At 68.4% G+C, this 22,622-nt stretch carries 28 protein-coding genes and 1 tRNA gene; 18 read left to right on the top strand and 11 right to left on the bottom strand.

Translation table 11 applies throughout. The features are described from left to right. Nucleotides 1–779, bottom strand: a 779-nt coding sequence (locus V7Q39_RS04660) for a beta-eliminating lyase-related protein (RefSeq protein WP_333815353.1), incomplete at its 3' end; no start/stop codon positions are given. 88 nt (nucleotides 780–867) lie between these two features. Here V7Q39_RS04660 and V7Q39_RS04655 point away from each other — a divergent pair. The 4 genes from V7Q39_RS04655 (at nucleotide 868) to V7Q39_RS04640 (ending at nucleotide 3,972) form a co-directional block, all read left to right on the top strand. Beyond that, nucleotides 868–1,734, top strand: coding sequence for a LysR family transcriptional regulator (locus V7Q39_RS04655; RefSeq protein ID WP_333815352.1), 867 nt, complete (start codon nucleotides 868–870; stop codon nucleotides 1,732–1,734). A 104-nt stretch (nucleotides 1,735–1,838) separates the two neighbouring features. Continuing rightward, nucleotides 1,839–2,879, top strand: a complete 1,041-nt coding sequence (locus tag V7Q39_RS04650; protein WP_333815350.1) for an aldo/keto reductase — start codon at nucleotides 1,839–1,841, stop codon at nucleotides 2,877–2,879. Nucleotides 2,880–2,935: 56 nt separating this feature from the next. After that, the gene (locus tag V7Q39_RS04645) at nucleotides 2,936–3,496 is read left to right on the top strand and encodes a hypothetical protein (RefSeq protein WP_333815348.1); all 561 of its coding nucleotides are present in this window, start codon (nucleotides 2,936–2,938) and stop codon (nucleotides 3,494–3,496) included. Then, the gene (locus tag V7Q39_RS04640; protein WP_333815346.1) at nucleotides 3,496–3,972 is read left to right on the top strand and encodes a lipocalin; all 477 of its coding nucleotides are present in this window, start codon (nucleotides 3,496–3,498) and stop codon (nucleotides 3,970–3,972) included. Before V7Q39_RS04645 ends, V7Q39_RS04640 begins: the two co-directional genes overlap by 1 nt. Here V7Q39_RS04640 and V7Q39_RS04635 read toward each other — a convergent pair. Continuing rightward, nucleotides 3,969–4,826 carry a helix-turn-helix transcriptional regulator gene (locus V7Q39_RS04635; protein WP_333815345.1) on the bottom strand — a complete coding sequence of 286 codons (858 nt, stop codon included), beginning with the start codon at nucleotides 4,824–4,826 and terminating at the stop codon, nucleotides 3,969–3,971. The genes V7Q39_RS04640 and V7Q39_RS04635 overlap by 4 nt on opposite strands. Before the next feature lie 103 nt (nucleotides 4,827–4,929). Here V7Q39_RS04635 and V7Q39_RS04630 point away from each other — a divergent pair, with 103 nt between their 5' ends. After that, nucleotides 4,930–5,838: a fatty acid desaturase gene (locus tag V7Q39_RS04630; protein ID WP_333815343.1), complete on the top strand. Its 909-nt coding sequence runs from the start codon at nucleotides 4,930–4,932 to the stop codon at nucleotides 5,836–5,838. A gap of 78 nt (nucleotides 5,839–5,916) precedes the next feature. On the opposite strand, the gene V7Q39_RS04625 is transcribed toward V7Q39_RS04630, so the two are convergent. Continuing rightward, nucleotides 5,917–6,528 carry an NUDIX hydrolase gene (locus V7Q39_RS04625; protein WP_333815342.1) on the bottom strand — a complete coding sequence of 204 codons (612 nt, stop codon included), beginning with the start codon at nucleotides 6,526–6,528 and terminating at the stop codon, nucleotides 5,917–5,919. After that, nucleotides 6,521–6,928 (bottom strand): DUF983 domain-containing protein, encoded by a 408-nt coding sequence (locus V7Q39_RS04620; RefSeq protein WP_333815341.1) that lies wholly within the window; start codon nucleotides 6,926–6,928, stop codon nucleotides 6,521–6,523. The genes V7Q39_RS04625 and V7Q39_RS04620 overlap by 8 nt, the downstream gene beginning before the upstream one ends. Before the next feature lie 186 nt (nucleotides 6,929–7,114). Here V7Q39_RS04620 and V7Q39_RS04615 point away from each other — a divergent pair, with 186 nt between their 5' ends. Genes V7Q39_RS04615 through V7Q39_RS04600 form a run of 4 tightly spaced genes read left to right on the top strand, consistent with a single transcriptional unit; the run spans nucleotide 7,115 to nucleotide 9,100 of the window. Then, on the top strand, nucleotides 7,115–7,627 hold the full coding sequence (locus V7Q39_RS04615; RefSeq protein WP_333815340.1) for an EF-hand domain-containing protein: 513 nt from the start codon (nucleotides 7,115–7,117) through the stop codon (nucleotides 7,625–7,627). Nucleotides 7,628–7,666: 39 nt separating this feature from the next. Further along, on the top strand, nucleotides 7,667–8,275 hold the full coding sequence (locus V7Q39_RS04610; protein ID WP_333815338.1) for an RNA polymerase sigma factor: 609 nt from the start codon (nucleotides 7,667–7,669) through the stop codon (nucleotides 8,273–8,275). Next, nucleotides 8,265–8,597: a dihydroorotate dehydrogenase gene (locus tag V7Q39_RS04605; RefSeq protein WP_333815336.1), complete on the top strand. Its 333-nt coding sequence runs from the start codon at nucleotides 8,265–8,267 to the stop codon at nucleotides 8,595–8,597. The genes V7Q39_RS04610 and V7Q39_RS04605 overlap by 11 nt, the downstream gene beginning before the upstream one ends. 2 nt (nucleotides 8,598–8,599) lie before the next feature. After that, nucleotides 8,600–9,100 (top strand): periplasmic heavy metal sensor, encoded by a 501-nt coding sequence (locus tag V7Q39_RS04600; protein WP_333815333.1) that lies wholly within the window; start codon nucleotides 8,600–8,602, stop codon nucleotides 9,098–9,100. Between the two features lie 87 nt (nucleotides 9,101–9,187). On the opposite strand, the gene V7Q39_RS04595 is transcribed toward V7Q39_RS04600, so the two are convergent. Next, entirely contained in the window at nucleotides 9,188–10,573 is a 1,386-nt protein-coding gene (locus tag V7Q39_RS04595; RefSeq protein ID WP_333815331.1) for a diguanylate cyclase, read from the bottom strand. Nucleotides 10,574–10,707: 134 nt separating this feature from the next. Between V7Q39_RS04595 and V7Q39_RS04590 the strand changes: the two genes are divergently transcribed. The 3 genes from V7Q39_RS04590 to V7Q39_RS04580 all read left to right on the top strand — a co-directional run bounded on the left by V7Q39_RS04590 (nucleotide 10,708) and on the right by V7Q39_RS04580 (nucleotide 13,352). Further along, the gene (locus tag V7Q39_RS04590) at nucleotides 10,708–10,986 is read left to right on the top strand and encodes a DUF3572 domain-containing protein (RefSeq protein ID WP_333815328.1); all 279 of its coding nucleotides are present in this window, start codon (nucleotides 10,708–10,710) and stop codon (nucleotides 10,984–10,986) included. A gap of 12 nt (nucleotides 10,987–10,998) precedes the next feature. Beyond that, a complete protein-coding gene (locus V7Q39_RS04585; protein ID WP_333815326.1) occupies nucleotides 10,999–11,691 on the top strand; it encodes an HAD family hydrolase in 693 nt (230 codons plus the stop codon). A gap of 104 nt (nucleotides 11,692–11,795) precedes the next feature. Then, nucleotides 11,796–13,352, top strand: a complete 1,557-nt coding sequence (locus tag V7Q39_RS04580; RefSeq protein ID WP_333815325.1) for a trimethylamine methyltransferase family protein — start codon at nucleotides 11,796–11,798, stop codon at nucleotides 13,350–13,352. Nucleotides 13,353–13,618: 266 nt separating this feature from the next. On the opposite strand, the gene V7Q39_RS04575 is transcribed toward V7Q39_RS04580, so the two are convergent. From V7Q39_RS04575 to V7Q39_RS04565, 3 genes are all read right to left on the bottom strand, one after another. Further along, nucleotides 13,619–14,062, bottom strand: coding sequence for an SRPBCC domain-containing protein (locus V7Q39_RS04575; protein WP_333815323.1), 444 nt, complete (start codon nucleotides 14,060–14,062; stop codon nucleotides 13,619–13,621). Beyond that, entirely contained in the window at nucleotides 14,059–14,397 is a 339-nt protein-coding gene (locus tag V7Q39_RS04570) for an ArsR/SmtB family transcription factor (protein WP_333815321.1), read from the bottom strand. The genes V7Q39_RS04575 and V7Q39_RS04570 overlap by 4 nt, the downstream gene beginning before the upstream one ends. Before the next feature lie 173 nt (nucleotides 14,398–14,570). Further along, nucleotides 14,571–14,840, bottom strand: a complete 270-nt coding sequence (locus V7Q39_RS04565; protein WP_333815319.1) for a hypothetical protein — start codon at nucleotides 14,838–14,840, stop codon at nucleotides 14,571–14,573. A gap of 234 nt (nucleotides 14,841–15,074) precedes the next feature. Between V7Q39_RS04565 and V7Q39_RS04560 the strand changes: the two genes are divergently transcribed. Genes V7Q39_RS04560 through V7Q39_RS04550 form a run of 3 tightly spaced genes read left to right on the top strand, consistent with a single transcriptional unit; the run spans nucleotide 15,075 to nucleotide 17,477 of the window. Beyond that, nucleotides 15,075–16,361: a lipoprotein-releasing ABC transporter permease subunit gene (locus V7Q39_RS04560; protein WP_333815318.1), complete on the top strand. Its 1,287-nt coding sequence runs from the start codon at nucleotides 15,075–15,077 to the stop codon at nucleotides 16,359–16,361. Continuing rightward, nucleotides 16,354–17,028 (top strand): ABC transporter ATP-binding protein, encoded by a 675-nt coding sequence (locus V7Q39_RS04555; protein WP_333815317.1) that lies wholly within the window; start codon nucleotides 16,354–16,356, stop codon nucleotides 17,026–17,028. The genes V7Q39_RS04560 and V7Q39_RS04555 overlap by 8 nt, the downstream gene beginning before the upstream one ends. 56 nt (nucleotides 17,029–17,084) lie before the next feature. After that, a complete protein-coding gene (locus tag V7Q39_RS04550; protein WP_333815316.1) occupies nucleotides 17,085–17,477 on the top strand; it encodes a c-type cytochrome in 393 nt (130 codons plus the stop codon). Between the two features lie 85 nt (nucleotides 17,478–17,562). On the opposite strand, the gene V7Q39_RS04545 is transcribed toward V7Q39_RS04550, so the two are convergent. Then, a complete protein-coding gene (locus V7Q39_RS04545; protein ID WP_333815315.1) occupies nucleotides 17,563–18,009 on the bottom strand; it encodes a GNAT family N-acetyltransferase in 447 nt (148 codons plus the stop codon). Nucleotides 18,010–18,150: 141 nt separating this feature from the next. Here V7Q39_RS04545 and V7Q39_RS04540 point away from each other — a divergent pair, with 141 nt between their 5' ends. The 3 genes from V7Q39_RS04540 to V7Q39_RS04530 all read left to right on the top strand — a co-directional run bounded on the left by V7Q39_RS04540 (nucleotide 18,151) and on the right by V7Q39_RS04530 (nucleotide 21,521). After that, entirely contained in the window at nucleotides 18,151–19,878 is a 1,728-nt protein-coding gene (locus V7Q39_RS04540) for a hypothetical protein (protein WP_333815314.1), read from the top strand. A gap of 63 nt (nucleotides 19,879–19,941) precedes the next feature. Continuing rightward, nucleotides 19,942–20,517, top strand: a complete 576-nt coding sequence (locus V7Q39_RS04535) for a heme NO-binding domain-containing protein (protein ID WP_333815313.1) — start codon at nucleotides 19,942–19,944, stop codon at nucleotides 20,515–20,517. A gap of 2 nt (nucleotides 20,518–20,519) precedes the next feature. Then, entirely contained in the window at nucleotides 20,520–21,521 is a 1,002-nt protein-coding gene (locus V7Q39_RS04530; RefSeq protein WP_333815311.1) for a GGDEF domain-containing protein, read from the top strand. Nucleotides 21,522–21,602: 81 nt separating this feature from the next. Here V7Q39_RS04530 and V7Q39_RS04525 read toward each other — a convergent pair whose 3' ends face one another. Together V7Q39_RS04525 and V7Q39_RS04520 are read right to left on the bottom strand one after the other, a co-directional pair. Then, nucleotides 21,603–22,394 carry a lytic murein transglycosylase gene (locus V7Q39_RS04525; RefSeq protein ID WP_333815357.1) on the bottom strand — a complete coding sequence of 264 codons (792 nt, stop codon included), beginning with the start codon at nucleotides 22,392–22,394 and terminating at the stop codon, nucleotides 21,603–21,605. Nucleotides 22,395–22,509: 115 nt separating this feature from the next. Next, nucleotides 22,510–22,584, bottom strand: a tRNA-Glu gene (locus V7Q39_RS04520). Nucleotides 22,585–22,622 lie beyond the last annotated feature (38 nt).

The raw sequence follows: 22,622 nt of genomic DNA, 5'->3' as shown, positions 1-22,622 counted from the left end.
CCGGCGGGGCCGCCGAGCGACTTGTAGGTGCTCATCGTCATCAGATGCGCGCCTTCGGTCAACGGGTTGGCCCAGACGCCCCCGGCGATGATGCCGCACTGGTGGGCGGCGTCGAAGAGCACTTTGGCGCCGACCTGGTCGGCGATCTTGCGCACCTCGGCCACCGGATGCGGGAAGAGGTTCAGGCTGCCGCCGACGGTGATGATCTTCGGCCGCACGGCGTGGGCGAGGTCGTGAAGCGCGGCAAGATCAAGGGTATAGCCATCGGCGTCGATGGGGGCGGGGTGGGTGGTCAGCCCGTAGAGGCCCGCGCAGCCCGCGGAATGGTGGGTGACATGGCCGCCGATCGTGCCGGGCGGCGCGATGATGCTGTCGCCGGGCTTCGCCAGCGCCATGAAGCCATAGAGGTTCGCGAGAGCGCCGGAGGCGACGCGGATTTCCGCGTATCTGGCGCCGAACACCTCGGCGGCGAGTTCGGCGGCGATGACCTCGATCTCCTCGATGGCCTCCAGCCCCATCTCATACTTGTCGCCGGGATAGCCGAGCGAAGGGCGCGAGCCGATGCCGGAGGCAAGCGCGGCTTCGGCCCTTGGGTTCATCACGTTGGTGGCGGGGTTGAGGTTGAAGCAGTCCTGATCGTGAATCTCGCGGTTCTTCGCGATCAGCGCATCCAGGCGGGCGGCGACCGTGCTGGACGGCTGGCCCGCCTCGGTCGCGAGGCGCTGGATGTAGGTTTCGCAAGCCTGCGAGACCCAGGGACGAGGGGTGAGATGGGGCATGGCGGTCTCCTTTACCTTGGAGCCTAGTCAGCGCGGGGCTTGCGGACAAATCAGTTCTGCGGAAAATTAGGGTCAGGAAAATTGAACCATGCCGGTTGCACCACCACCCCTGACCCGCCTGCCGCTGAACGCGCTGCGTGCCTTCGAGGCGGCGGCGCGGACGGGGGCCTTCACGCTGGCGGCTGCGGAATTGGGGGTGACACCCGGCGCGGTGACGGCGCATGTCAAGGCGCTGGAGGACCGGCTGGGGGCTGCGCTGTTCGAGCGGCAGGCAAGGGGGGTGCGGCTGACGGCGCTGGGGCTGGCGGCGGCGGAGGAGTTGACCGGCGCCTTCGATGCGCTGGCGGGGGCCGAGGCGCGGCTTCGGGCGCTGGCCTTGCCGCGGGAGGTGCATATCGCGACGCTGCCCGCGATTGCGCAGCTGTGGCTGTCGCCCCGGCTGCCGGCGTTGCGGGCGGCGGCACCGGAGATTTCCGTCTCGATCACCGCGCTGGAAGCGCCGCCGAACCTGAAGCGCAGCCTGCATGACCTGAGCCTTTTTCCGGCTGAAAGAGGGGGCAGGCTGGTGGCGCCGGATGAGCTGTTTCCCGTGTGTTCCCCCGTGCTTGCGGCGCGGCTCACGTGCGTGGAGGACCTCGGCTTGGTGCCCTGTCTGTCGGATACCGCCTGGGATCGGGACTGGGAGATCTGGCTGACGGCCGTCGGGGCGACCGCGGCGGTCCGGGGACCGGTCTTCTCGCTTTACGCGCTGGCGGTGGAGGAGGCGGTGAACGGGGCCGGGGTGCTGATGGGACATGGCGCGCTGGTGGCGGCGCATCTGGAGCGCGGCACATTGATTGCACCGTTTCCGCAAAGGGTGCCGCTGGCGGCAGGGTTCCGGCTGTGGTCCGCCCGCCCCATGGAGCGGGGCGGAGCGGTGGAGCGGGTGGCAGGGTTCCTGGCGGGCCGGGTCTAGGGGATGGCGGAAAAGACCGTGTGTTCGTGGGACGTTCTCAACCGCGGGCCTTTGCCGCGCCGCTGATCCGGCCTAGCCTTCGCCCGGACAAGAAGGAGCCGCCGATGAAGACCCTGATGCTTGGCAAGACCGGCCTGACGGTTTCCGAACTGTGCCTCGGCACGATGACCTGGGGCACGCAGAATACGGAAAGCGAGGGCCATGCCCAGGCCGACATGGCGCTGGAGGCCGGCGTGACCTTCTGGGACACGGCGGAGATGTATCCGGTGAACCCGGTCAGGGCCGAGACGGTGGGGCGGACGGAGGAGATCATCGGCAGTTGGCTTGCCGCCCGCGGCGGGCGGGACCGGATCGTGCTGGCGACCAAGATCGCCGGGAAGGGTCAGACCATCCGGCCCGGAGAGCCGGTCACGGGGGCGACGATGCGGGCGGCGGCCGAGGCCTCGCTGAAGCGGCTGCGGACCGACTATATCGACCTGTATCAGCTGCATTGGCCGAACCGGGGCAGCTATCACTTCCGCCAGTCCTGGCGTTATGCGCCAGCGGGAATCGACAAGGCGGCCGAGACGGCGAACATGACCGACATCCTGACCACGGCGCAGGCGCTGGTGGCGGAAGGCAAGATCCGGGCCATCGGTCTGTCCAACGAAAGCACCTGGGGGGCGGCGCGCTGGCTGCATCTGGCCGAGACGCTGGGCCTGCCGCGGATGGCGACGGTGCAGAACGAATACAGCCTGCTCTGCCGTCAGTTCGACACCGACTGGGCCGAGCTTTCTGTGGCCGAGGACATGCCGCTTCTGGCTTTTTCGCCGCTGGCGACGGGCCTCCTGTCCGGGAAATATGCGGGCGACGTGATCCCCGACGGCTCGCGCCGGAGCTTGAACCCGGACCTGTCGGGCCGGATCACCCCCCGGGTGTTCCCGGCGGTGGCGGCCTATCTGGGGGTGGCGGCGCGGCATGGGCTGGACCCCTGCCAGATGGCCATCGCCTTCTGCCGGACGCGGCCCTTCCCAACGATCCCGATCATCGGAGCGACGACGCTGGACCAGTTGAGGACCAACATCGGCGCGGCGGGGATCACGTTGTCGTCAGAGGTGCTGGAGGACATAGCGGAAACCCACCGGGCCCATCCGGAGCCCTATTGACGGGGCTTGCGGCAGAGAGGCGTTCAAGGCACTTGTTGCGCGAACCGGAGAGCCCGATGTCGCGTCTTTCGCTTGTTGCCGTTCTCGTCTGTGCCATGACCTTCGTGGCGGGCTGCCAGATGTCTGGTCCCGGAAAGGGGTCGCACCCCACCCCGGCGTCGAATGCGGTGACGGGGGAGCCCATCGAGGTGACGGCGCTGGATGCCGCGCCAGGCGCAGGTCCGGCGCCGGTGGCTTCATCGGCGGCGGGAACCGCGGCGGCTGCGCCGCAGGCGGCCGCCGGACCGGAGGCCGCTTCCGCACCGGAGGCAACCGTCGCGGCAGAGGCCGCCCCTCCGGCACCGAAGCCCGATCTGGCCGAGACGCCGGTGACGCCGAAATCGGAACAGCAGCTGGCCTGCGAGAAGAAGAAGGGCCACTGGGCCAGGGTTGGCAAGGGCGGCACGCGGGCCTGCGTGTTCAAGACCCGGGATTCGGGCAAGCGCTGCACCAAGGAAAGCCAGTGCGAGGGCGTGTGCCTGGCGCGGTCGGGCACCTGCGCGCCGGTGAAACCGATGTATGGCTGCAACGAGATTTTCCAGGACAATGGCGCGCGGGTGACGTTGTGCCTCGACTGATGCTGGCCCTCACCGTGCTGCTGGCGGCCTGCGTGGCAAAGCCCGGCCCCGCGCCCGCATTCCGGGCGGCGGCGGCGCCGATCTGGTCGGCGGCGGCGTTCCAGCCGGGGCAGGCGGCGGGCACCTGGCGGCAGGTGGCCGATTTCCGCGATGCCGGATCCTGTGGGTCGGGCGGGGTGGAGATCACGCCGGACGCGCAGGGCCTGCGGCTGGCGGGGACGCTGTGCCTGGCCGGGAAGGCCGAGACGGTATCCGGCACCGCGCCGCTGGTCGGGCCGGGGCGGCTGCGGGTGAAGGGCGAGGACTGGTGGGTGATCTGGGTCGACAGCGGCTACCGGACGCTCGCCATCGCCACGCCCTCGGGCCGGTTCGGGATCGTGCTCGACCGGGGGGCGATCCCTGCCGACCGGCTGAATGCCGCGCGGGAAATCTTCGACTTCAACGGCTACCGGACCGAAGCCCTGACCGCGCTTTAACGGACGCGGTCGATCAGGGTTTGCAGATGGGCCTCCATATCGCGCGCGCCGACTTCGGCTTCGCGGACCAGAAGGTCGAAGTGCTGGGTGATGGTTTCCACCCGTGCCGAGTCGCGGAAGGCGAGGTAGTGGCGACCGAGGTAGATCACCGCCAGAAGCGGGCCGAAAACGGTGACGGGGGCCGAGAAGAGCTTCCGTGCATCGAAAAGACAGATGCGGAGCGACGGGTAGAGCTGGCCGCAAAGCGTCATCAGCTGGCGGAGCTGGGCCAGACGGGTCTCGGCGGGCAGGCCCTCGTAATAGCCCGATCCGGTGGCGAAGGCGGTCAGTTCGTGCATCGGCAGGGCGATTTCATAGTCGGACCCCGCGCCACGCATCCATTTCAGCCGGTCCTCGAAGGCGCCGAGGGCCTGTTCGGCGGTGCGGCCGAGTTGCGGCCGGTATTCCCATTCCACCACGGCGCGGGTCTTCAGCATGTCGGGCAGAGTCGCGGGGACATGGCGAATCTTGTAGCCCGCCGCCTCCTGATGCCAGCCGAAGATCCGCTCGTCGATCAGCGCGCGCGGGGCTTCGGTCAACGACAGCGAGGCGGCGAGGAGGTCGGCGATGGGTTCGGGGCGGCCGGAAAGGCCGAGAAGCCAGTCCGCGCTGATGCCAAGCGCACGCGCGCAGTCGGCCGCCAGCTGCGCGTTCGGAAGCCGGGTGCCGGGTTGCAACAGCGCCGAGATGGTGGAGCGGTCGACCCCGGTCTGCCGGGCAAGCTCGGCCTGGGTCATCCGGCGCGCAGCCATTGCCTCGGCCAGCCGGGCGCGGAACTGGGAGGCACGGTCGCGTTTATCGACTTTATCCATCATTTGATGATTTTACAGAACGAAGGTTGAGTCAAGTTTACAATACCCTGAATTCACGGCAGGGCGGGGCTTTGCTACAGTATCCCCAGTCTTTTGGGAGACCATCTTGCAGAGTGCCCGGGCCACCGAATGGCCGACCGTCCTTCTCTTCGCCGCAACCTATGCCCTCTGGGCCTTCGGCACCACGCTTCTCTGGCCGATCAGCCCGGTGCTGGCGATTATTGCCACCGGCATCGCCGTCGCACAGCTTGCCTCGCTGACGCATGAGGTGCTGCACGGCCACCCGTTCCGCTCGCAGCTGCTGTCCGAGGCGCTGGTCTTCCCGGCGACGGGGCTTTTCGTGCCCTACCTGCGGTTCAAGGACACGCATCTCCAGCACCACAACGACGCGGCGCTGACCGATCCCTACGACGATCCGGAATCCAACTTCTGCGACCCCGCGGTCTGGGCGCGGCTGCCGGGGGTGGTGAAGCTGATCCTGCGGGTCAACAACACGCTGGCGGGGCGGGTGCTGATCGGCCCGCTGGTGGGCACGGTGACGTTCCTGGCGCAGGATCTGCACCTGGCCGTGCGGGGCGACCGGCGGGTGATGCTGGCCTGGGCGCTGCATGTGCCGGGGCTGGCTCTGGTCGTCGCATGGCTGTGGGCGGTGGGCGATATGCCGGCCTGGGGCTATCTGGCGGCGGTCTATCTGGGTACGGCGCTTCTGAAGGTGCGGACCTATCTGGAGCACCGCGCGCATGAGGCTGCGCGGGCACGGACGGTGATCATCGAGAGCCGGGGTCCGTTCAGTCTGCTGTTCCTGAACAACAATTTCCACGTCGTCCACCACATGCACCCCGCGGTGCCCTGGTACCGGCTGCCCGGGCTCTATGCCGCGCGGAAGGACCATTACCGGCGCCGGAACGAGGCCTACGTCTACCGCAACTACACCGAAGTCTTCCGCCGGTATCTCTTCACCCCGAAGGATCCGGTGCCGCATCCGATCTGGCCGGTGCGGAAGTCGGGGGACTGATCGCTGCGGACTGCTCCTCGTGCGACGTCGTCTTCTCGTCGCGCGCGAGGAGGGACGAAGTCAGCGACGAGCGATCCGTCAGACGATCCGGCGGAACTGCGGGGTCGTGCCGGAATTGTCGAAGAAGGGCACGCCGGGCTGGTCGCCCCCCGTCACCAGCACCGCGACTTCGGCCAGCACGACCTCGGTGATGAAGGGCAGGTCCAGCGCGCGCGCATCCGGCAGGGGCAGCCAGCGCAGGTGCTGCAACTCGCCCGAGGCGGTGGCGAAGTCATTGCCGTCGCCATCCAGGCTGTCGGCATGGGCCAGAAGGAAGCGCGCATCGAAGCGGCGGGTCCGGCCGGGGGGCGTGATCGCCCGGAAGATGAAGCGGAGCGAGGGATGCTCCATCGCGGCGAGGTTCAGGCCGGTCTCCTCGGTCAGCTCGCGCAGCGCGGCGGCGACCAGCACATCCGGGCCGGGGGCGTCGTCGTCGGCCATCAGCGTCAGGCGACGAGCGCAGTCGGGGGCGAGGAATCCGGGGCGGGCGGCGGCGTGATCCTCGGCATCCACCCGGCCGCCGGGGAAGACGAATTTCGACGGCATGAACACCGCGCCCTCGCCGCGCTGGCCCATCAGGACCTGCGGGCCAGCCGGGCTTTCGCGCCAGAGGACGACGGTCGCGGCCGATCGGATCGGTTCGTCAGTCATTGGCGCGAGAGCCGAAGCCGTGCATCCGGTTCGCCCATTGCAGTGCGACCAGCGCGCCCTTCAGCCGGGGCAGAAGGTAGAGTGACAGCGCCACCGTGCCGATGGTGAATCCCACCGCCATGACCAGCGGCTCGGGCCGGAACTTGGTGTAGGTGAACAGAAGCACCGGCGCGAGCAGGTGGCCGACGATCAGGATCGTCATGTAGGCCGGGCCATCGTCGGCGCGGTGGTGGTGCAGCTCCTCGCCGCAGACCGGGCAGGCGTCGCGCACCTTGAGATAGCCGCGCAGCATCGGACCCGCGCCGCAGTTCGGGCAGCGGCGGCGCCAGCCCCGCAAGAGGGCAGGTTTCAGCGGGCGCTCTTCGAGGTCGGTCACGGATGTCGTCTCGATCATGGTCATCGGCAGGGTCCTGCGCTTCGGGCGCTTTGGCAAGAGCCGCGAACATAGACATGCACCCGACCTTTTCACAGGGGAAAGACGGGGCCTGCGCCCGGATGTCGCAAATACCTCCGACGGAAACCTCCGGCCGGTCCGTTTGATGGGGCAGAAGGGCCGAAAGGACGGTCCCGAGGCAAGGAGAAGACAATGACTGCACCGAAGAAATCCGTGATCGCCGGTCTGGCCGTGTTGGGCGCCCTGCTGGGTTCGGCCGTGCTGGCCGACAAGGGCGGGATGGGCATGGGGGGCCGCGGCGGCCCGGACGACGCCCGCGGCCCGATGCTGATCGAGCTTTTCGAGAGCATCGACACCGACAAGGACGGCAAGATCACCTATGCCGAGCTTGAGGCGCACCGGAAGGCCGAGTTCGATGCGGCCGACGCGAACAAGGACGGCGTGCTCGACGCGGATGAGCTGTCGGCCCGCGCGCTGGCGCGGTTCCAGGAGAAGCTGGCGGAGCGCACCCAGGACATGCTCGACACCATGGACAACGACGGCAGCGGCAGCCTGTCGCCGGACGAGCTGGGGCAGGGCCCCGGGATGCGCAACTTCGCCCGGATCGACACCGACAATGACGGCTTCGTCACCAAGGAGGAAATCCAGGCCGGGATGAAGCATCACAAGAAGCGCGGCCACGGCTGGGGCATGGGCGACGACTGAGCCTTTGCAGGGTACCGTTCCAGCGCTAAGCAAGCGGGCATGACCATGGCCTTCGACGCGCAAGGGGAGATCTCGGACGAGGCGTTGATGGTGCTCTACGCCAGTGGAGACCGTCACGCGGCGCTGGCCTTGACCCGGCGCGTCACTCCGCGCGTCCTGGCCTATGCCGCGCGGCTTCTGTCCGGCGACCGGGCCGAGGCCGAGGACGTGGCGCAGGAGACGATGCTGCGGCTCTGGAAGGTCGCGCCCGTCTGGCGGCAGGGCGAGACCAAGGTGACGACCTGGGCCTACCGGGTCGCCACCAACCTCTGCATCGACCGCCAGCGCGCGCGGGGCCGCAGGCGGCAGACGGCGCTGGACGAGGCGCCCGAGGTAGCGGACGCCACGCCGGGGGCCGAGGGGCGGCTGATCGCGGCGGGCCGGATGGCGGCGCTTGAGGCGGCGCTTGCCGACCTGCCCGACCGGCAGCGACAGGCGGTGGTGCTTCGGCACCTGGAAGGGATGACGAACCCCGAGATTGCGGCGATCATGGAGATCGGGGTCGAGGCGGTGGAAAGCCTGACCGCGCGCGGCAAGCGGGCGCTGTCGGCGATCCTGGCGGGCCGGAAAGAGGCCTTGGGCTATGAGGATGACGGATATGCAGGATGATCTCGACGACCTGCTGGCAAGTGCGGCGCGGCGGCCTGCGGTGCCCTCCGAGGCGCTGATGGAGCGGGTGCTGGCCGATGCGCTGGCCCTGCAGCCGCAGGCGCCGGCACTTCGGCCGGTGGCCGCGCCACGTCTCGGGCTTCTGGCCCGGCTGGCGGCGATCTTCGGCGGGGCGCCCGCGCTGGCGGGTCTTGGCACGGCGGCGGTCTTCGGGCTGGTGCTGGGCTACTACAGTCCGGCGACGCTGGACTATCTGGTCGGGTCCTCTGCCGATGCGGCCGAGTTCTTCCCCGGCACCGATCTCCTGACGACGGAAGGTTGAAGATGAGCGACCCGAACAGCACTGTCCCGACCCCGCAGCCGGCGACGACGGCTCCGGCCACTTCGCGCGGGGTGAAGATCGCGCTGGCGCTGTCGCTGGCGCTGAACCTGGGCGTGGCGGGGCTGGCCCTCGGCGCCTGGCTGGGCGACGGGCCGCATCGGGGAATGCCGCGCGACATGTCCTTCGGCCCGTTCAGCGCGGCGCTGGACGCCGAGGACCGCCGCGCCCTGCGCCGGGCGCTGATGGATCGGCTGGGCGAGTTCAGTACCCAGCGCGAGGCGGCGCGGGCCGAATTCGCCGCGCTTCTGACCGCCCTGCGTGCCGATCCGTTCGATGCCGGGGCGATGAAGACGGCGCTGGCCGCGCTGGAGGCGCGCAATGCCGAGCGGCTGGAACTGGGCCGCAGCTTGATCGAGACCCGGCTGATCGAGATGACCCCGGAGGAACGCGCGGCCTTTGCCGACCGGCTGGAAAAGGGGCTGCGCCATGGGGGGAAGGGCTGAGGCTGCGGCAAGGCGAAAGGGTCACGGCGCCTGTCGGGCCAGAGGCGGCCAGACCGCACGCGACGCAGCTTTCGGTGCAGGTCCGGCTCAGGCGCTCATCCGGTAAGTGACCTGGTTGCGGCCTGCGCCCTTGGATTCCAGAAGCGCAAGGTCGGCCTGTTCCACCAGGCCTTCGATGGCAAAACTCGCCTCGCCAGCGGCCCCGGCGACGGCGACGCCGATCGATACCGTGACATGCAGATCTTCGCCGGAGGCCAGGCGGATCGGCTGATCCTCCATCACCTGGCAGAGCCGTTCCGCCACCTGGCGCGTGCTTTTCATGCAGCTGCCGGGCAGGATCGCCAGGAATTCCTCGCCTCCGATCCGGGCCAGCACATCGGTTTCGCGCAGGTTCGCGGTCAGCCGCCGCGCCACCTCGACCAGGACCTGGTCGCCTGCGGCATGGCCGTAAAGGTCGTTCACTCGCTTGAAGCGGTCGAGATCCATCACCATCACCGCAAACTGGCTGCCGTCCGCGCGCGCGCGGTCGGCGATGGCGGCGAGGTGCGGCGCGGCGAAGCGGCGATTGTACAGCCCGGTCAGCGGATCGCGCATGGCCAGGCGCAAGCCGTCTTCCATCCGCGCGCGGCGGCGGTCGAAATGTCGCTTGCGCCGCAGAAGCCCGCGGGTGCGCAGCGCCAGTTCCTCGGCGGTGACGGAGGGCCCGACGGCATCGTCGGCACCCAGGTCGAAGGCCATCGCCGCTTCATCGCCTTCGCCCGCGGGACCGACGACGCAGACCGCGGCATGGCGGGTGGCCTGGTGGCTTTTCAGCTCGGACAGAAGCCGCAGGGTGCCCGAGGGGGCCTGGCCATCGTCCTGCAGGATGAAGACGTCGGGTGGGCGGTCCCGGCCCTGCCCGGTCGCGATGTCGGCCAGCGCCTCGCGCCGCGAGAGCAGGAGCAAGTGATCGCGCAACTGTCCGGCGAGGGCGTCGCGCAGCGCCGCGCCCTGGGCCGACTGCGGCGCGACCAGCGCGACGGTGCCCCGCGGTTCAAACGTGGCGGAGGATTCGGCCAGCCCGGCAATCGCCAGCCCGTCGGGTGCGGGAAAATCGCTTTCCGCCTTCAGTCGCAGCAGGTTGCGCAGCCGGGCGAGGAGCAGGCGTTCGTTTGCGGGCCGGTCCATCACATCGTCGGCCCCTGCCGCGAAGGCGGCCAGCCGTTCCGTGGCAGAGGCCGTCGCGGTCAGCGCGATCACCGGGATGTCGCGGCAGAGCGGATCGCGGCGCAGCCGCTGCAGCACCTCCAATCCCGAGATGTCGGGCAGGCCGAGGTCGAGCAGCACCAGGTCGGGCCGTTCCTCGCGCGCGATGGCCAGGCAGGTCGCGCCGTCGGCCGCGAGGATCGGGTCGTAGAAGGCGGCGGCAAGCCGGGCCTGCTGGACGATCCGGTTCGCTGCCACGTCGTCAGTGATGAGGATTCGTGCGCTCATCTTCCGGTGCCGTTTTCTTCCCTGTCGATGGGTCGAGACTGCGGCCAAGAAGGTTAAGAATTCCTTTCCGTTTCCCCCCGAAAGGGCATATTTCCGGGGAAATGGCCGTTCCCGGCCAGGGGAGGGCGGGGAGAATGCAACCTGAAGCTGCACAAGTCCTGGCGCTGCAAGCCCTGGGGTGGATCGCTGCCGAGGACGAGCTGTTCCCGCTGTTCCTGGGCGCGACCGGCGCGAATCTGGGTGACCTGCGGGCGCGGGCCGCCGACCCGGACTTTCTGGCCGCCGTTCTGGATTTCCTGCTGCAGGACGACCGCTGGGTGGTTGCCTTCTGCGATGCGCAAGGCCAAGCCTACACCGCGCCGCAGGCGGCCCGCGCGGCTCTTCCGGGCGGCGCGGTTGTGGATTGGACCTGAGGAAGGATGAAGATGATCGACGGTCTCTTGTTCGACAAGGATGGAACGCTCTTCGACTTCCGTGTGAGCTGGGGTCGCTGGGCGAAGGACTTCCTGACCCGGATCGCCCGCGATGCCGCCCATGCCCGGCGGCTGGGGCGGGCCATTGGCTTCGACCTCGATACCGGAGCCTTCGCCCCCGACAGCCCGGTGATCGCAGCGACGGCAGCCGACATTGCCGCAGCGCTTCAACCCGAGTTGCCGGGGGTGACAGTGGAGGAGCTGACCGACCGCATCGACGCCAGCGCCGGGCAGGCGCCGATGTCCGAAGCGGTGCCGCTGCGCCCGCTCCTCTCGGCGCTGCGCGGGCAGGGGCTGCGGCTGGGGGTGGCGACGAACGATTCCGAAGCCCCGGCCCGGCAGCATCTGGCCAATCACGGGATCACCGACTGCTTCGATTTCATCTCGGGCTACGACTCGGGCCATGGCGCAAAGCCGGGGCCGGGGATGTGCCTCGCCTTCGCGCGCGCGCTGGGGCTGGAGCCTGCGCGGGTCGCCATGGTGGGGGACAGCCGGCATGATCTGGAGGCGGGCCGCGCCGCGGGGATGCGGGTGGTCGCGGTGCTGACCGGCATCGCCCGGCGCGAGGATCTGGAGCCTCATGCCGATGTGGTGCTGGCCGATATCGGCGCGCTGCCGGACTGGCTTTCCGGCCTGAAAGCCTGATCCTTCGGTGCGATCTGCGAAAAACGACGCTTTTTCGTCGCAAACGCAGTGACCACTCCGCCGCCGGTTCCGTCATCCTTGGCCGAAGCCAATGGAGAATGACGATGACCGATGAACCAGCCCGCAGGAAACGCGCCGGGGGTCGGGCGGGGATGAAGGTCCGCGCGGGCTCGGCGGTGATCGACCAGATGCCCTGGCGCATCCCGGTGAACCCCGATGCCCCGGTCGAGCCGCTGGATGCCGACGGGGTGCAGCGCATCCACAAGACCGCGATGCGCATCCTGCGCGACATCGGGATCGAATTCCTGAACCCCGAGGCGGTGGAGCATCTGAAGAAAGCGGGGTGCATCGTCAGCGGGACCAATGTCCGGATGGACGAGGATTTCGTGATGGAGATGGTGGGCCGCGCGCCGGAGACCTTCACGATCACCCCGCGCAACCCGGAACGCGAGCTGATCATGGGCGGCAAGCACATGCTGTTCGTGAACGTCTCCTCGCCTCCGAACGCCTGGGACATGGAGCGTGGCAAACGCTCGGGCGACTTCGAGACGTTCAAGGAATTCATGAAGCTGACGCAGTATTTCAACTGCATCCACATCGCGGGCGGCTATCCGGTGGAGCCGGTGGACGTCCATGCCTCGGTCCGCCACCTCGACTGCCTTTATGAGAAGCTGACGCTGACCGACAAGGTCGTCCATGCCTATTCGCTCGGGGCCGAGCGCGTGGAAGACGTGATGGAGATGGTCCGCATCGCGGGGGGGCTGACGGAGGAGGAGTTCCAGGCGAAGCCGCGGATGTATACCAACATCAACTCGGTCTCTCCGCTGAAGCACGACTATCCGATGCTGGACGGGGCGATGCGGATGGCGAAGCGGGGCCAGCCGGTGGTGGTGACGCCCTTCACGCTGGCGGGGGCGATGGCGCCGGTGACGATGTCGGGGGCGGTCGCGCTGTCGATCGCCGAGGCTTTGGCGGCGGTCGCGCTCTTGCAGTACATCGCGCCGGGCTGTCCGGTGGCGATCGGGACCTTCACCTCGAACGTCGACATGAAATCGGGCGCGCCGGCCTTCGGCACCCCGGAATACATGCGGGCGACGCAGATGACCGGGCAGCTGGTGCGCTTCTACGGCGTGCCGATGCGGGCGAGCGGAGTCTGCGCGGCGAACGTGCCGGACGGGCAGGCGATGTGGGAGACCTCGAACAGCCTGTGGTCGGCGGTGCAGAGCCGGACCAACATGGTCTACCACGCGGCGGGCTGGCTGGAGGGGGGGCTGATCGCGTCCCCCGAGAAGTTCATCATGGACTGCGAGGTCCTGCAGATGATCCAGCGCTATTTCGAGGACGTGACCTTCGCGACGCGGGACGAGGACCTGGCCTTCGACGCGATCAGGGAGGTGGGGGCCGGCGGCCACTACTTCGGCATCCAGCACACGCAGGAGCGCTACCAGCACGCCTTTTATGCGCCCATTGTCAGCGACTGGCGGAATTATGAGGCGTGGCAGGCGGACGGGTCGGTCTGGACGGTCGAGCGGGCGCACCGGATCTACAAGCAGATCCTGGCCGAGTTCGAGGCGCCGGAGATGAATGGCGACCATCTGGAGGAGCTGCAGCGCTTCGTCGCGCGGCGGAAAGAGGAGGGCGGCGCGCCGACCGACTTCTAAGGCTGCCCGCGCGTGGGCAGGTTTGACGGACCTTTGGAATCAAGGGGTTGGCTGCGGGCGTTCACGAATTTTTAACCTGTGGTGGTGGGTGAACCTGCAGCGTTGCGTTTGGCGATGTCGCGGTTGCCAGATCGAGCGGCTGCGCCGCGAGCCTTTTGTCTCGGCCCTGCGCGTGAAGGACGCGCAGGGCCTCGGACGCGCCTCCGGCGGGGATATTTGTCGCCAGGTGAAAGGGCTTTCGGCGGATCGCGGTTGACGGTGTGGCGTCACCCGGGGAAACCGATATCCTCGATCCGGGCATAGACCTCGGCGATGCCGTCGGTGAAACCCTGTTCGATGGCCTTCGCGCGGGCGGCGGCGTCCTTGTAGCGCATCACCACGGTCATCCGGGTGCCGGTTCCGTCGGCGGCGAGGGTTGTGGTGACGGTCGGGCCCTGGCTGGTGTCGCCATTGAAATGCTCGACATGGACCATGTGATGCGGGGCGCGGGCGTCCAGCACCGGGCCGGAGAAGAAGAACTCGGGCCAGTCGTAGCGGAAGCTGCCACTGGGGCGCGCGTCCATCCGGCAATCGGTGAGGTCGGGCGAGAGCCATTGCCGGATGAGCGCAGGCTCGGTCAGGGCGCGCCAGACCTTTTCCGGCGGATGCGAGAAGCGGCGGCGGATCACGACATCGGTCTCGCCGTCGAATGTGAGTTGGGCTTCAGTCACGGCTGCGGTCCTTCCGCTGGGTCGTCGAGGTGGTCGAGCACGGTGTCGAGGCGCTGGAACCGGGCTTCCCAGAGCGCCCGGTATTGGCCGAGCCAGTGCCAGAGCCCGGCCATGGCCTCGGGCTTCAGACGGCGGGGGCGGGCGGTGCCCTGAATGCGGGTCTCGATCAGCCCGGCCTCTTCCAGCACCTTGAGATGGCGGCTGATCGCGGGCTGGGAGATCGCGAACGGGCGGGCGAGGTCCTGCACGGTGGCCTCGCCTTCCGCCAGCCGGGCAAGGAGCGCGCGGCGAGTGGGATCGGCAAGAGCGGCAAAGGGGGCGTCGAGCGGGGGCATGGGCACGTCCATAATATAATGAATCATTTATATAACGGAAAAGTTAAATAGTAAATGGCCCCCTTCTGCGGCTGGATATCGGGCGAGAGACTGATGCTGGGAGGAGGGCGAGAACCCGCGCCCGGACCGGGAGGGGTGGGTCCGGCCCCGCGTGAGGGCTGGACCCGGGGGCGTTACTTCGACAGTTCGGCCATCATCTCGTCCAGCGCCTTGCAGGTGCCGGCAAGATCGTCACCACCGGCGGCGGCCTTGGTGGCCAGGTCCTGCACCTTCGGCAGCATCTCGGCGAGCTTGGCCGGATTGGAGGCGGCAAGCTCCTGGATCTTGGTGGTCAGCTCGGTGGCTTTCTTGTTGGCGACCTCCTGGGTGCAGGCCTCTTCGCCGTTGCAGGCGGCCAGGAAGCCGGTGGCGGCCAGCGCCAGAATGGTGGATGCGAAACGCATGGTGTCCCTCGTTATCTCTTGATAATCGCAGCGGAATTCGCCGCGGGGCACGATTACCCCAAGTCTTGTGTCTGCGGCTGGCTTATTCGCGACATGTGCGGAAATCCGCGAGTATCAGGATCTATGCGGAAATCCGCAGGTTTGAGATTTGTGCGGAAATCCGCACGGGCGGGGGCGTGCCTTGACCTTTCCGCCCCGCTACCCGAAGGTCGCGCCAGTTTTGGGCGAGAGCAGATGGCAACGAGAACCACCCCCTTTTCCGGCTTCGAGTTCATGATCGCCTGGCGCTATCTGCGGGCGAGGCGGGCCGAGGGCGGGGTTTCCGTGATGACCTGGATCAGCCTGGTCGGGATCACGCTCGCGGTTTTCGCGCTGATCGCCACGATGGCGGTGCGCGCCGGGTTCCGCGAGGAGTTCGTCAACACGATCCTCGGGGCGAATGCGCATGTGACGGTCTATACCACCGGCCAGATCGATGCCGATGGCCGGCTGCTGCGCGGCTTTGCCGATACCGGAGAGATCGACGCTGCGCTGGCCAAGGTGCCGGGGGTGCGGGAAGCGGCGCCGGTGGTGCGGGGGCAGGTCATGGTCTCGGACGGCGAGGAAAACTCCGGCGCCGAGGTCTACGGGATGCGGGAGGCCGATTTCGCGGCGATCCCGGCGATGCATGAAGGCGGGGACGATCTGGGCGAGATTGCCGACTTCGGCAAGGGCGTGGCGCTGGGGTCCGGGATCGCGCGCGAACTGGGGGTGACGGTGGGCGACCGGGTGCGGCTGATCTCGCCCAACGGGGTGAAGTCGGCGCTGGGCTCTACCCCCCGGGTCAATGCCTATGAGGTGGTCTATGTCTTCAACACCGGCAGCCCCGACATCGACCGGACGCGGGCCTATCTGCCGCTGGCCGAGGCGCAGGCCTTCTTCAACGCCGAGGGCCGGGTGGACGAGTTCCAGGTGATGGTCGACCATCCCGAGGAGATCGACAGCTATGGTCCGGCGCTTTTGGCGGCGGCGGGACCGGAGGCGATGCTGTGGAGCTGGAAGGACAGTTCCGGCGCTTTCCTGCGGGCGCTGACGGTCGAGGACAACATGATGTTCATCCTGATGTCGATCCTGGTCCTGATCGCGAGCATGAACATCATCTCGGGCTTGGTCATGCTGGTGAAGAACAAGGGGCGCGACATCGGCATCCTGCGGACGATGGGGCTGACCGAGGGGTCGGTCCTGCGGGTGTTCTTCCTGTGCGGGGCCTTTACCGGAGTGGCGGGGACTTTGCTGGGCGTGGCGCTGGGCTGCCTCTTCTCGGCCTATTTCACGCCGATCTTCGACTTCATCAACTGGCTGGCGGGCGGCGGGGTCTGGGACCCGACGGTGCGGCCGATCTATCACCTGTCGGCGAAACTGCAGGCCGGGGATGTGCTGTCGGCGGTGGTACTGTCGCTGGTCCTGTCCTTCGTGGTGACGCTTCTGCCGGCCCGGCGGGCGGCGCGGATGAACCCGGTCGAGGCGCTGCGCTATGAGTGAGATGCTGGAGCTTTCGGGGATCGAGAAGGGCTACAACCGGGGCAAGCCCTCGGAAGTGCTGGTGCTGCGCGGGGCATCGCTGTCCGTGGCCAAGGGCGAGGTGGTGGCGCTGGTCGCCCCGTCGGGGGCGGGGAAGTCGACGCTGCTGCACATCGCGGGGCTTCTGGACGTGCCGGATGCGGGCACGGTGCGGCTGGGCGGGCGCGAGATGGGCGGGCTTTCCGACAAGGCGCGGACCGAGGCGCGGCGGGCGGAGGTGGGGTTCATCTACCAGTTCCACCATCTTCTGCCCGAGTTCAGTGCACTGGAGAACGTGGTGATCCCCCAGTTGGCGAACGGGGTTGCGAAGGCGGCGGCCGAGGCGCGGGCGATGGAATTGCTGGGCAAGGTCGGCGTGGCGGCGCGGGCGGGGCATCGCCCGGCGGCGCTGTCGGGGGGCGAGCAGCAGCGGGTGGCCTTCTGCCGGGCGCTGGCGAACGGGCCGAAGCTTCTTTTGGCGGACGAGCCGACGGGGAACCTAGATCCGGCGACCTCGGACCAGGTGTTCGGGGTGCTGATGGAACTGGTGCGCGAGACCGGCCTTTCGGCGCTGATCGCGACGCACAACCTGGAGCTGGCGGCGCGGATGGACCGGGTGGTGCGGCTGACAGAGGGCCGGGTGACATGAATCAAGGTGCGGCGTCGCGGGACCTGGCAAGCTGCGGGAAAAGGAGAAGCCTTTCCATGCGATGGATGCTCATGATCCCGGTCCTTGCGCTGGCGGCCTGCATGGAGAGGGAAAAGGTGCCCTCCGGCGCCGAGGATTTCGCGACCTTCTGTTCGGCCTGCCACGGGGCGGGGGGCAAGGGCGATGGCCCGGCGGCGGCGGGGCTGGACCGCAAGCCCGCCGATCTGACTGGCCTCGCGGCGCGGAACCGCGGGGTGTTTCCGGGGACGCGGGTCATGGCGAAGATCTGGGGCTATACCGGGGGCCGGGACGGCGCCTCGCCGATGCCCCAGTTCGGGCCGCTGTTGCAGGGGGATCTGGTGCCCTATGACGGCGGGGACGGGATCGCCTCGCCCACGCCGGTGCGGCTGGTGCAGATCGCGGAATATCTGAAGACCCTGCAGCGATAAGCGCGGGTGGGCTGCCTCCGGCGGGAGTATTTTCGCCAGGAGGAACGGGGAACGCGTCTTTCCGCTGGCAGCTGGACGCGGGTCGTCAGAGCGGGCGGTTGTAGCGGATGAAGGGGGATACCTTGGCGATCCGGTCGTAGAGCTGGCGGGCCTGGGTGTTGAAGTCCTGCGTCAGCCAGTAGACGGCGGGCGCGCCTGCGGCGTCGGCGCGGGCGTAGACGGCCTCAATCAGCTTGCGGCCAAGGCCCAGCCCGCGCGCGGCGGGGTCGACGTAGAGGTCCTGCAGGTAGCAGACATTCTCGATCTTCCAGGCGTGGCGGTGGAAGAGGTAATGGGTGAGGCCGAGAAGCTGGCCGTCCACTTCGGCCACGAGCGCGCTGAAATCCTTCGGGTCGTCACCCAGAAGCCGGGCGAAGGTGGAGGCATAGACCGCCTCGGGCACCGTGGTCTGGTAGAACTGAAGGTAGCCCGTCCAGAGACGGCGCCAGGCGGCCTCATCCTTGGGGTGAAGTGTGCGAATAACCGGGTGCATGGCGGACCTTTCCCTTGCGTCACCACAAGTTTACCGGGTCGGCAAAGCGCTTGGCAACCGGCAGGAAATGCTGACTATGCTCCTGACTGCACAAACGAATAACAGCAGGGCAGGGCTTCGGGCAACGGCAGGAGGACAGCGATGGCGGGGCAGATTGCGGCGCGGGTCGAGCTTGCGGTTGCGGGCGGCATCGGTGGCGCTTGCCTGTGGGCGGTCTTCGAGGCGGGCGAGCGGGCGTGGATCGGCCATTATCCGGCCTTCGCGCTGTTCGGCTTCATCCTGGCCGGGTTCGGCGCGCTGCTGGCGATGGCGGGGCCGCTGGGCCTGACGCGGGCGCTGCCGCGGGCGCTGGCGATGGGCCTTCTGGTCGCGGCGTTGATCGGGCTGACGGCGCTGCGCTGGGCCGAGGCGGAGGATATCTTTGCCAGCCCGATCCCGGCGCTTGCGCTGATGGTGGTGGCGACGCTGCCGGTGCCCTTCCTGATCGCGGCGGCACGGACGAGCTGGCGGGACTATCCGGCGCTGTTCCTGGAGGCCTGGTCGATCGTGCTGCGCGGATCGGCGGCGGCGGCGTTCACCGGGCTGGTCTGGCTGGTGATCTATCTGTCGGACGAGGTGTTGCGCATCGTCGGCATCGACGTGATCCACCAGCTGCTGCAGCACGAGGTGGTGCCGATGGTGCTGACCGGGGCCGTCTTTGGCCTGGGAATGGCGGTGATCCACGACCTGGCCGAGCTTCTGTCGCCCTATGTGGTGCTGCGTGTGTTCCGGCTGTTCCTGCCCGTGGTTCTGGCGGTGATGGCAGTGTTCCTGATCGCCCTGCCGTTCCGGGGCCTCGACGGGCTGGCGGGCGGGCTTTCTCCTGCCGCGCTGCTTCTGACCATGGTCGGGGGCGGGATCGCGCTGGTCTCCATCGCCATCGACCAGGCGGATGAGGATGCGACGCAGAGCCCGCTTCTGATCCGCTGCGCGCAAGGCATGGCGCTGGTATTGCCGGTGGTCGCGGGTCTCGCGCTTTATGCGATCTGGCTGCGGGTGGCGGAATATGGCTGGACGCCGGGGCGGCTTTTCATCGTGCTGGTCGCCGGCCTGGGCGTGGCCTACGGGCTGGTCTATGCGGTGGCGGTGCTGCGGGGCGGTGGCTGGATGGAGCGTATCCGGCAGGGCAATATCCGGATGGCGCTGGTGATCATCGCGCTGGCCGCGCTGTGGCTGACGCCGGTGCTGAATGCGGAGCGGATCTCGGCCGGGGACCAGCTGGCGCGGTTCGAGGCGGGCACGACCCCGGTCGAGGCGCTGGACATCCCGGCGCTGCGGTCCTGGGGCAAACCGGGGGCGGCGGTGGTCGCCATGCTGGAGGAGAGGGCCAAGGCGCCGGGGCAGGAGGCGCTGGCGGCGGCGCTGGCCGGGCGGTCGGCTGGTCCGGTCCTGGATCACGCGGCACTGGTCGCGGCTCTGGCAGCGGCGCTGCCGGTGCAGCCGGTAACGGCGACCGGCGCACGGGACGCGCTGCTGGATGCGGCGGACGACTACCTGCTGCAGGACTGGCAGGGGGTCTGCGCCGTGGAACGGGCAGAAGGGCGGCCCGGCTGCCTTCTGGTGTTGGCCGACCTTCTGCCGAACCGGCCGGGCGAGGAGGGGATGCTCTTCCTGCAGCGGAGCCTGGACTATACCGAGATCCTGGGGCTTTACCTCGACGACCAGGGCCGGATGATGACGCGCTCGGTTACGCATCCCGATGGCCGCTACATCGACTCGTCCGAGGCCACCGCGCTGATGCGGCAATATCAGGACACGCTGCCCGCGGTGGTGCCGGTGCCGCTGAACCAGCTTGGGCTGGACGAGGCGGGACTGATCTTCCTGCCATGATGCCGGGGAGTCTGTTAATCTATGCGCGCTAGGCTTCACCCGGAAATCGCGACGGGGTCGGACATGGATGCGCTGCTGCTGCGGTCTCTGCAAAGCTATGTGCTGGATACGTTCGGGCTTGCCGAATGGCAGGACGTCTGCCGCCGGGCCGGGCTGGCGGCCCAGACGTTCGAGCCGATGTTGCGCTATGATCCCGGCACGGCGGACCGGGTCGCCCTGATCGTGGCAGAGGTTCTGGGGCGGTCGGTCGATGCGATCTGGGAAGATGTGGGAATCTATCTGGTGACTTGCCCCGACCGCGAGGGGGTGCGCAGGCTTCTGCGCTTCGGTGGCACGTGCTATGCCGATTTCCTGCATTCGCTGGAAGAGCTTCCGGGCCGCGCGCGGCTGGCGATGCCGCATCTGGAGGCGCCGGAGCTGACCCTGGACGAGGTGGGACCCGACCGGTTCGAGCTGTGCTGCCAATCGCATATTCTCGGATTGCAGCGGGTGCTGCTGGGCCTTCTGACCGCGATGGCGGACGATTACGGGGCGCTCTGCCTGATCCAGCCGGGGGCGGATGGCTGCATCTCGATCACGGTGCTGGACCGCCGCCATACCACGGCGCGCCAGTTCGACCTTGCCTTGCGGGAGGGATGAGGATGCACGCCGACCGCCCCGACCACCGGATCGCGCTGGACAGCGCCGTGCTGTCGCATTTCATGCCGATGCACCTGCTTCTGGACGCAGAGGGACGGGCGCTGAGCTTCGGGCCGACGCTGGCGCGGGTGCTGCGGGGCGACGCGGTGCCTGGCGCCCGGTTCGAGGACCTGTTCGAGGTGCGGGCGCCCGGGGGCGCGGTGACGGTGGGCGACGTGCTGGCGCGGGCGGGCAACCGTTTCCGCCTGGTGCCGCGCAAAGGGGTCAGGGCCGGGCTGCGGGGCCTTGGCCTGCGGCTGCCGGAAGATGGGCGGGTCCTGCTGAACCTGTCGTTCGGGATCGACCTGATCTCAGCCGTGCGCGACCTGGCGCTGACCGACGCGGATTTCGCCGCCACCGACCTGGCGATGGAGCTTCTGTATCTGGCCGAGGCCAATGCCGCCGTCACGCGCGAGCTGCGGGGGCTGAACCTGCGGCTGGAAGGCGCGCGGGTCGCGGCGGAAGAAGAGGCGATGACCGACCCGCTGACCGGCCTGCGCAACCGCCGGGCGGCGGACCTGGTGCTGGAGCGGCTCTGCGCGGCGCGGGCGGGGTTCGGGCTGCTGCACATGGACCTCGACTATTTCAAGGCGGTGAACGACACGCTGGGCCATGCCGCGGGCGATTTCGTGCTGGAGACAGTGGGCCGCATCCTGCGCGAGCAGCTGCGCGCCGAGGATTGCGCGGCCCGGATCGGCGGCGACGAATTCGTGGTGATCGTGGTGGGCCGCAGCGACCCGAAGACGCTGCAAGCCATCGCCGAACGGATCATCGCCCGCATCAGCCTGCCGATGGCCTTCGGGGACCAGACTGCCCGGGTCTCGGCCAGCATCGGCATCGTGCGCTCGCTGGACATGGCCGCGCCCGAGGCGGCGCAACTGCTGGCCACCGCCGACCGGGCGCTCTATGCCGCCAAGCGCGCCGGGCGGGGCCGTGCAGTGCTGCTGGCGTCGCGGGGGGGATAGGCCTCCGGGCGGCGGAGGGCGCGGGCTTTGCCTGCAGCGCGCCGTCTTCACACGGAGGACTGGCGGAGGGGAAGGCCCCGATCAGCCGTCGATCCTGGCGCCCATGATGGCGATGGCCTGCTGGTAGACCTTGGCCGCGTTCCATTCCTTGATCACGGCGAAGTTCGGCTCGCCTTCCTGGTACCCCTTGCCCGGCTTCCAGCCCTTCTTGCGCAGGTAGTTGGCCGTGGTCGCCAGCGCGTCGGCCTGGTTGTAAAGGTCGATCTTGCCGTCGCCGTTGCCGTCGACGCCATAGTCATAGGCGTTTCCGGGCAGGAACTGGGTATGGCCCAGCTCGCCATGCTTGGCGCCGGTGGTCTTGCTGGAGATCATGCCCTTGTCGACCATCTTCAGGGCGCCGATCAGATGCGGGCGGAAAAAGTTGGTGCGGCGGCAGTCGTAGGTCAGCGTGGCGATGGCCGAGACGACATTGGTGTCGCCCATGAAGCCGCCGAAGCCGGTCTCCATCCCGTGGATCGCGATCAGCACCCCGGCGGGGACGCCGTAGGTGGCCTCCAGGCCGGCGTAGAAGTCGGGGTTCTTCGCCTTGCGGCTGCGGCCCTGGGCCACGATGGTATCGGCGCCGCGGACGTTCAGGAATTTCTCCAGGCTGTATTTGAAGCTTTTCTGGTTCCGGTCGGCGCCGATGGTGGCCTTGGAATAGGACGAGGCCATCAGCGCGTCGATCCCGCGCTTGCCGACGCCTTCCGCCTTGGCCTCGGCGGCCATTTCGGACTTCCAGCCTTCATACTGGCCGCCGGTGTCGCTGCAACTGGCGGCCTGGGCCGAGAGCGGAAGGCTGGAAAGCAGGGCGAGGGTGGCAAATCGGGACAGAAAGCTCACGTTCAGGTACCTTTGGTTGGAATTTGCGCCAATCTATTGCAGGTGCGCGAACATTCAAGCACGCCTTTGTGAGGGGCGCGCGGGTGTCGCTGACAAGTTGGTGAAGTGGCAGCCCGTAGGGGAGTCGAACCCCTCTTGCCTGGTTGAAAACCAGATGTCCTAACCGATAGACGAACGGGCCACGCTGTCTGTGGCGGGTGTCTAGAATCTGCCACCGGG

This window comes from Tabrizicola sp. (assembly GCF_036781545.1).
Lineage (GTDB): Bacteria > Pseudomonadota > Alphaproteobacteria > Rhodobacterales > Rhodobacteraceae > Tabrizicola.
This window is presented reverse-complemented; position numbering and strand designations above follow the sequence as displayed.

Bases quoted from the DNA above. Each gene is read 5' to 3' on its own strand.
- V7Q39_RS04610 (WP_333815338.1), top strand. From the start codon at position 7,667: ATGACCATGGCCTTCGACGCGCAAGGGGAGATCTCGGACGAGGCGTTG.
- V7Q39_RS04530 (WP_333815311.1), top strand. From the start codon at position 20,520: ATGCACGCCGACCGCCCCGACCACCGGATCGCGCTGGACAGCGCCGTG.
- V7Q39_RS04590 (WP_333815328.1), top strand. From the start codon at position 10,708: ATGCAACCTGAAGCTGCACAAGTCCTGGCGCTGCAAGCCCTGGGGTGG.
- V7Q39_RS04545 (WP_333815315.1), bottom strand. From the start codon at position 18,009: ATGCACCCGGTTATTCGCACACTTCACCCCAAGGATGAGGCCGCCTGG.
- V7Q39_RS04625 (WP_333815342.1), bottom strand. From the start codon at position 6,528: ATGACTGACGAACCGATCCGATCGGCCGCGACCGTCGTCCTCTGGCGC.
- V7Q39_RS04565 (WP_333815319.1), bottom strand. From the start codon at position 14,840: ATGCGTTTCGCATCCACCATTCTGGCGCTGGCCGCCACCGGCTTCCTG.
- V7Q39_RS04595 (WP_333815331.1), bottom strand. From the start codon at position 10,573: ATGAGCGCACGAATCCTCATCACTGACGACGTGGCAGCGAACCGGATC.
- V7Q39_RS04585 (WP_333815326.1), top strand. From the start codon at position 10,999: ATGATCGACGGTCTCTTGTTCGACAAGGATGGAACGCTCTTCGACTTC.
- V7Q39_RS04615 (WP_333815340.1), top strand. From the start codon at position 7,115: ATGACTGCACCGAAGAAATCCGTGATCGCCGGTCTGGCCGTGTTGGGC.
- V7Q39_RS04550 (WP_333815316.1), top strand. From the start codon at position 17,085: ATGCGATGGATGCTCATGATCCCGGTCCTTGCGCTGGCGGCCTGCATG.
- V7Q39_RS04570 (WP_333815321.1), bottom strand. From the start codon at position 14,397: ATGCCCCCGCTCGACGCCCCCTTTGCCGCTCTTGCCGATCCCACTCGC.
- V7Q39_RS04600 (WP_333815333.1), top strand. From the start codon at position 8,600: ATGAGCGACCCGAACAGCACTGTCCCGACCCCGCAGCCGGCGACGACG.
- V7Q39_RS04540 (WP_333815314.1), top strand. From the start codon at position 18,151: ATGGCGGGGCAGATTGCGGCGCGGGTCGAGCTTGCGGTTGCGGGCGGC.
- V7Q39_RS04605 (WP_333815336.1), top strand. From the start codon at position 8,265: ATGCAGGATGATCTCGACGACCTGCTGGCAAGTGCGGCGCGGCGGCCT.
- V7Q39_RS04640 (WP_333815346.1), top strand. From the start codon at position 3,496: ATGCTGGCCCTCACCGTGCTGCTGGCGGCCTGCGTGGCAAAGCCCGGC.
- V7Q39_RS04555 (WP_333815317.1), top strand. From the start codon at position 16,354: ATGAGTGAGATGCTGGAGCTTTCGGGGATCGAGAAGGGCTACAACCGG.
- V7Q39_RS04650 (WP_333815350.1), top strand. From the start codon at position 1,839: ATGAAGACCCTGATGCTTGGCAAGACCGGCCTGACGGTTTCCGAACTG.
- V7Q39_RS04655 (WP_333815352.1), top strand. From the start codon at position 868: ATGCCGGTTGCACCACCACCCCTGACCCGCCTGCCGCTGAACGCGCTG.
- V7Q39_RS04535 (WP_333815313.1), top strand. From the start codon at position 19,942: ATGGATGCGCTGCTGCTGCGGTCTCTGCAAAGCTATGTGCTGGATACG.
- V7Q39_RS04635 (WP_333815345.1), bottom strand. From the start codon at position 4,826: ATGATGGATAAAGTCGATAAACGCGACCGTGCCTCCCAGTTCCGCGCC.
- V7Q39_RS04645 (WP_333815348.1), top strand. From the start codon at position 2,936: ATGTCGCGTCTTTCGCTTGTTGCCGTTCTCGTCTGTGCCATGACCTTC.
- V7Q39_RS04580 (WP_333815325.1), top strand. From the start codon at position 11,796: ATGACCGATGAACCAGCCCGCAGGAAACGCGCCGGGGGTCGGGCGGGG.
- V7Q39_RS04620 (WP_333815341.1), bottom strand. From the start codon at position 6,928: ATGACCATGATCGAGACGACATCCGTGACCGACCTCGAAGAGCGCCCG.
- V7Q39_RS04560 (WP_333815318.1), top strand. From the start codon at position 15,075: ATGGCAACGAGAACCACCCCCTTTTCCGGCTTCGAGTTCATGATCGCC.